The organism is Belnapia moabensis DSM 16746 (genome assembly GCF_000745835.1).
Classification (GTDB): Bacteria; Pseudomonadota; Alphaproteobacteria; order Acetobacterales; family Acetobacteraceae; genus Belnapia; species Belnapia moabensis.
Window position 1 is genome coordinate 1 of the sequence record NZ_JQKB01000171.1, and the last position, 6076, is coordinate 6076.

Annotated in this window: 7 protein-coding genes and 2 pseudogenes; 6 read left to right on the forward strand and 3 right to left on the reverse strand. The window is 68.4% G+C overall.

Features of this window, described 5'->3' with window-relative positions; all coding sequences use genetic code 11:
* Nucleotides 1–65: 65 nt before the first annotated feature.
* Nucleotides 66–392, reverse strand: a pseudogene (locus EP26_RS29410) (DDE-type integrase/transposase/recombinase); the annotation flags it as partial.
* 113 nt (nucleotides 393–505) lie between these two features.
* Between EP26_RS29410 and EP26_RS32715 the strand changes: the two are divergent.
* From EP26_RS32715 to EP26_RS29430, 4 genes are all read left to right on the forward strand, one after another.
* Entirely contained in the window at nucleotides 506–1207 is a 702-nt protein-coding gene (locus tag EP26_RS32715; RefSeq protein WP_245624565.1) for a transposase, read from the forward strand.
* Nucleotides 1208–1495: 288 nt separating this feature from the next.
* The gene (locus EP26_RS29420) at nucleotides 1496–1942 is read left to right on the forward strand and encodes a hypothetical protein (RefSeq protein WP_157033925.1); all 447 of its coding nucleotides are present in this window, start codon (nucleotides 1496–1498) and stop codon (nucleotides 1940–1942) included.
* Between the two features lie 2 nt (nucleotides 1943–1944).
* Complete coding sequence (locus EP26_RS29425; protein ID WP_084113137.1) at nucleotides 1945–2667, forward strand: SGNH/GDSL hydrolase family protein; 723 nt, start codon at nucleotides 1945–1947, stop codon at nucleotides 2665–2667.
* Between the two features lie 113 nt (nucleotides 2668–2780).
* Nucleotides 2781–3155, forward strand: a complete 375-nt coding sequence (locus EP26_RS29430; protein ID WP_043344738.1) for a DNA topoisomerase — start codon at nucleotides 2781–2783, stop codon at nucleotides 3153–3155.
* 140 nt (nucleotides 3156–3295) lie between these two features.
* Here the strand turns inward: EP26_RS29430 and EP26_RS29435 are convergent, their stop codons facing one another.
* Complete coding sequence (locus EP26_RS29435; protein ID WP_043344739.1) at nucleotides 3296–4705, reverse strand: MmgE/PrpD family protein; 1410 nt, start codon at nucleotides 4703–4705, stop codon at nucleotides 3296–3298.
* A 60-nt stretch (nucleotides 4706–4765) separates the two neighbouring features.
* Entirely contained in the window at nucleotides 4766–5566 is an 801-nt protein-coding gene (locus EP26_RS29440; protein WP_052389854.1) for a Bug family tripartite tricarboxylate transporter substrate binding protein, read from the reverse strand.
* A gap of 40 nt (nucleotides 5567–5606) precedes the next feature.
* Between EP26_RS29440 and EP26_RS38395 the strand changes: the two genes are divergently transcribed.
* Together EP26_RS38395 and EP26_RS29445 are read left to right on the forward strand one after the other, a co-directional pair.
* Entirely contained in the window at nucleotides 5607–5729 is a 123-nt protein-coding gene (locus tag EP26_RS38395; RefSeq protein WP_281177143.1) for a hypothetical protein, read from the forward strand.
* Between the two features lie 61 nt (nucleotides 5730–5790).
* A pseudogene (locus tag EP26_RS29445) lies at nucleotides 5791–6066 on the forward strand (transposase); the annotation flags it as partial.
* Between the last annotated feature and the right edge of the window lie 10 nt (nucleotides 6067–6076).

The window sequence follows — 6076 nt, forward strand, 5'->3', positions numbered from 1 at the left end:
TGGAAGCCTTTCGGGTGAGTGGAGCAGTCCGGAGAGGTTGCCCGCCTCCAGACCGATTACGCCATCTCCCACGGGCTGCCAGGCTCGATGAACGCCGTCGCCGCGCCCACGCCGCTGATCCAACGCCGCACGGCTGTGGCTGCAAACTCGGGGCCATTGTCCGACCGAACATGGCCTGGGACGCCACGCAGGATGAGCAGGTCGGACAGGACGTCGATGACGTCGGCTGCCTTGAGCTGGCGCCCAACCCGGATCGCCAGGCATTCGCGGGTGAACTCATCGACCACGTTCAGCATCCGGAACCAGCGCCCGTCCCGGGTGCGATCCTCGACGAAGTCATACGCCCAGACCTGGTTCGGCCGCTCAAGCCGGAGCCGCACGCAGGAGCCATCCGTCGCCATCGCACCCGAAGGCCCGCTACTGGGTCCAAAACTGGCCAGCCTACGAGGCTGGCCCGAAGCGGCGCGGGGACCTGACGCTCTGGCTTGATAAGGCTGCAGTGGCCGTGTGGCAGGCGCCACCGCGGACTATGCCCGGCGGCCAGCCCTTGCCCTCGGATGCGGCGATCAAGTTGGTGCTGGTGTTGCGGCTCGTTTTCCACCTTGCCTTGCGCCAGGCCGAGGGCTTCGCGTTAAGCGTGCTTCGGCTGTTCAAGCAGGAGCTGCGCGTCCCCGACCACATCACGCTCAGCCGTCGCAGCCGCAGCTTTGCTGGGCGGCAACCGAAGGTCGTCCTGAACAGCCCGATACACCTGGTGATCGACAGCACTGGCCTAAAGCTGTTCGGCCAAGGCGAATGGGATGGAGGAGAGCGCTGCGACCCGACCCGCACCTCCAGAACCCGGCGGTTTGGCCGGTTGGATGCGCGCGGCTGGTGCCTGAAGCTCTACGCATCGGAGCTCTGCGCGGCGCGATTGCGGCCCGAAGACTTGGCGCTGGCAAGCCGCGCCGCCCGGGCCGTTTTGGCCGAGCCGCGGCCTGCGCTAGTCCCGGCCGTCGCTCTGCTTGGATCTTCAGCCGAGGCTGCGGTCCCGGCGGGCGCCCTGACTCTGACCGCGTATTGGTGGGAGGGCGCCGACTTGTACTGCGGCCTTGCTCCTTTGCGACCCGCCCTGCCGGGTGCTAGACCGCAGCGTCCGAGTGGGGTCGATGGCCGAGCAGGACCTACTCGCCCGCGAAACCCGCGTCTGGCGGAGAGCGATGCTTGAGGCCGCTGCGCCATCGCCTGCCGCCTATCTTGCGGAGTACCGCGCATAGACGGCGCGGCAAAGGGCCGGCGCTGTCCCTGAGGTGGCAACCAATGCCGGCGCCGCAGGTTCTCCTCCGACCATCCACGCAACTGCGATGATTTCATGCACACGATGCCGGAACAGCGACTGTTCGATGCGCTTGCAACCCTCTCCCGCGCCTTCTCGGAAGATGGCGTTCCCAGCATGCCGGGCGCTGATGCGGTGGCAGAGCAAGGCGCTGACGCGCCATCCTTGGCAATCGCTGCCATGGATGACGAGACGCGCGAGGTGCTGGGCGAGGCTGCGCTTGCCGTTGCCTTCGGTGCCTTCGCCGCGCGTGGCGGGGATGGCGGGCCAATCCAGACCCTGATCGCCGCCATGGGCCTCATGGCGATCCGCAGCGGGGAGGAGCCGGACCCTCCCGCTGAGATCCTCGGCATCACCGCCCAGGATGCGCAGGTGGAGACAGAGATCGACCGCGCCGGCGAAGAGATTGACCGACGCTTCGGACGGGACGCCGTGGCCCAGGAGGTTACCGCGGCGCTCGAAGCCCGGCTGCTCGGCACAGCCATCACCCTGGCCGGCTGTACGCTGCCGGAGGGGGTGGATGGGCAGGCGGTGGTGCGCCTCCATGCGGCGCGCTGCTTGGCCAGACTGGCCGCGGGGCTACTGGCGATCGATGCCGCCGGCGCATTGCCCGGCAGCGAGGGCTGACCATGACGGCACTATCGGCCGGCCGGCGATCGGCAATCGGCGCCGGCCTGACGGTGCTCGCCACCGGCGAGGCGGTCGGAAAGGGCGGCAGTCCGGGACATGTGCTGCTGCTCGGCGATTCGATCTTTGACAACAAGGGCTATGTAACGGGCGGACCGGATGTGGTCACGCACCTTCGGAACCGGCTGCCCGCCGGCTGGCGAGGCAGCCTGGCGGCGGTGAGTGGCGCCGTGGCGAGCGACGTCATCCGCCAACTTGAACGGGCGCCGCGGGAGGCAAGCCATCTCGTCGTCAGCGCTGGCGGCAACGACGCCTTGCGGCAGGAAGGCATCCTTGGCCAGGAGGCCCGCAGCGTGGGCGAGGGGCTGACCCGACTGGCCGGCGCGGCGGATCGCTTCCGGCAGGACTACCGCGAGATGCTCAATGTGGTGTTGGCTCGCCGGCTCCCCACCGCGGTCTGCACCATCTACGATCCGCGCTTCGCCGATCCGCAGCGGCAGCGGCTGGCCGTCGCCGGGCTCAGCCTGTTCAACGACGCCATCCTGCGCGAGGCCTTCGGGCGCAGCCTGCCGCTTATCGATCTACGGCTCGTCTGCAACGAGCCAGGAGATCTTGCCAATGCAATCGAGCCCTCGGTTCAAGGCGGCCGGAAGATCGCTGCCGCCATCGCCCGCTTCGCTCTGGACCTGTCACAGAGCCGCTCCACGATCTACGGGGGCGGCTGACCGTCTTTTCCGAGCAACCGCGAGGGCCAGTCCATCGGCCAGGAGACCCTCGAGGATTACGGCTTTCGCGGCACCGTCATGTGCGTGATCCTCACCGCTCAAGATTTACGACCATGCGCGCTGCGTTTGCTAGCGCCAAACCTAATACCGAGTATGCGCGGCTCCATGCGGACGCCGTTGCGCCGCCCCAGGCCGATCAAATCCACAACCTCTCATTCACCTACACCGCGACGGAGACCCTGACCGGCGGTGCCAGGGCCGTCATCGGCGCCGGCCAGGTCAAGACGCCGACCTTGGCCATCGTGTTCCGGCGCAAGCTCGAAAATCGCAACTTCGTGCCGCAGGCCTATTTCGAGGTGGCCGCCTCCGCCCAGGTCGAAGGCAGCTCGCTACAGATGCGGCATACTCCGAAGGATCGCATCCTGAAGCGCACGAGGCCGAGGCGATTGTCGCCGCAGCCGAGGGCTTCACCGGCCCGCTTGCGGTGAAGATCGAGGAGTAGCGCCAGGGGCCACCCCGGCTGCACGCCCTGCCATCCCTGCCCCGTCGGTGACGAGCAGCGGCAAGCACTTCCTGAGCGCGCCGTATGTCCGGAGCCCAGCCGCCGCAAGCGAAGCCCCCGCGCCTGTCAGTGTTGGCCAATCTCCCCGATGGACGGAAGGATCAGCCTCTGCGTCAGCGTGCTGGCGCCTCCTGCCGTGTCGAAGGAACGGAGATAGGCAAGGCTCGCCTCGACGGCGTCGGAGGCCAGGCCGCAACGCGGCACGAGACGCCGGTACTTCGCCTCAACATCCGCCCATTCGAGGCCGCCGGCATTCGACCCGCGCGGCGCCCTGCAGGTGCGGCTGATCTGGCGCCCGTTCTTCAATTCCAGGGTCACCGTGCCGCCGTGGCGGTGCGTGAAGCGGTCAGGCAGCGGTGGAGGGTTCAGGTCGAGCGTCACACGGCCGAGCAGGTCCCGGATCACCGGGTCGGCCATCTTGGCCGGCTCGATGTGCTCCCAGTGGAATCCGCGGTCGGCCACCGCCGCGGCGGCGAAGTATACGAAGTTGTGGGCTGCGCTGACAAGGTCCGTCGGATGGGTCGGCCCATGCCAGTCGGCAAGCTGCGCCGCGGTCAGGACGATGCGCTCGACCTCATCGGGATGCACATTCCCGGCGATAGCGGCGTCGGATGCCGCCTCCGCGATGGCGTGGAAGGGGTGTGCCCCGGGCATCAGCTTGATCGCCATGTCCGTCACGATGTCCCAGGACTCGCCGAGGCCTTGGGTAATCGCCTCCACCGCCTCGCCATTCATCGCCGAGAGAAATCCCCGGGGAACCTCAAGCACGGAAGGCTCCGCACGGAAGCCCCGCGCTGCCGCCCGTGCCGCATCGAGCCCGAGCATCGCCGCATGGCCCGCATGCCACTCCCGCGCCCAGCTCGTATCGGCCGCAATCGCCATGCCGCAGGCCGAGGTCGCGGCGAGCGCGATCGCATGCGTCATGCGCTCCTCGTCGAGGCCGAGCAGGATGCCGGCCGCCACGGCCCCACCGAACACCGTCGAGACCGAGCCGTGAAAGCCGCGGCGCATGCGGCCCGGCGTGAGCGCTTCGTCGATCCGGCCGGCGACCTCGTAGCCGAGTACCATGGCCCGCAGTACCTCGGCCCCGCCGAGGTCCAATTCTTCGGCGATAGCGATGGAGACGGTCGAGACGATGGTGCCGATATGTGCAATGCTGCGCATATCACTGTCGTCGGCGGCGGCGGCATCGCTGCAGACGGCATTGGCCCGGGCCGCGGCGCGCGCCGGGAGCCGCGCCGGAGTGAACCACACAGCGGCCGCCGGCGCTCCGCCCGCATCCAGCTCCATCGCGCGGATGATTGCCGCGGACGGGATCGACACCCCTGCCGCCGCGCTGGCGATCGTGCTGGCCAGGCTCATCTTCGCCCGCTCGAGCGCGAGCGGCGGGATGTCCCCATGGTGGGTGCGAACGACGAACCCGGCCAGGACCCGGGCGAGAGGCGTCGCGCCAGCGCCTGCTGCTTCTGGGGACAAAGGGATACCTCCTCGATCTGGGCCCCTGCCGGAGCCCCGTCTGACAGTGCCCGCGCCGGTCTACTCGGGCTTCACGCCAGCCTCCCGCATGATGGCCGGCCACTTTGCCAGGTCATCCCGGATCAGGCGCGAGAACTCCGCCGGTCCCCCGAGCGGCAGGGGCGGAAGGTCGAAGCCCTGCGCCGTCAGCTTCTCCCTCAGGGCGGGCCGCGCGAGGACCTCCGTGAGTGCCCCATGGATGCGCTCGATGATGGCCGGAGGGGTGCCCGCGGGCGCCACGAGGCCGAGCCAAGTCGACACATCGTAATCCCGCAGCCCTGCCTCCTCCAGTGTGGGCAACTCGGGCAGCGAGGCCGAGCGGCGCGCGGTCGTGACGGCGAGCGGGCGAAGGTCTCCCGCCGCGATGAGGCCCTTCGCGGCGGGGATGTTGAAGAAGCCTGTGTCGACGTCCCCCGAGATAATCGCCGTCATCGCGGCCGGCGCGCCCGTGTAGGGGACGTGGGTCAGCTCCGTGCTGTTCGCGCGGGCGAAGATGGCGCCCGCGACATGCATGCTCGTGCCCACGCCGCTCGAGGAATAGGTGACCATGCCCGGCGGCTTTGCCCGGATCGCCTCGACTACCTCACGGACCGAGCGATAGGGGCTTTGCCGCGACACCACCATGACGTTCGACATGGCCGCGACCACCGCGATCGGCGCGAAGTCGCGGACCGGGTCGTAGCCGGTGTCCCGGTAGAGGGCCATGTTAATCACCATGTTGCCCTGGCTGACCTGGCCGATCGTGTAGCCGTCGGGCGCGGAGCGTGCGATGGCCGTGGTGCCAATGTTGCCGCCGGGGGCTGTTGGAAAAATCCCCAGCATTCTGATTCGCTTGGCGCCCTCGGCAGCTTGGAGGTGGGCGATGCTGGGGAGCAGAGTTCGTGGCCAGACCGAGTTGCTGATGGCGGGTTCGCTGCGCGACCTGATCCCGAACGATCATATTCTCGCCCGCGAAGACCGAGTGCTGGACTTATCCTGGCTCTGACCTGCCCCCTAGAAGTGGTCCGCTGGTATCGTAGTCCGGCGGCAGCGAAGGGGTGTTTGGGATGGCGAGGCAGAAGGCGCACACGCCGGAGGAGACCGTGGCGAAGCTCCGGCAGGCGGAGGTGCTGATCGGTCAGGGGAAGACGGTGGCGGATGCGGTGCGGGCGATCGGGGTGACGGAGCCGACGTACTACCGCTGGCGGACGGAGTTCGGCGGACTGAAGCTGGACCAGGTAAAGCGGCTAAAGGAACTCGAGCGCGAGAACGCACGGCTTCGGAAGGCGGTGTCGGACCTGACGCTCGAGAAGGTCATCCTGAAGGAAGCTGCCTCGGGAAAGTGGTGAGCCC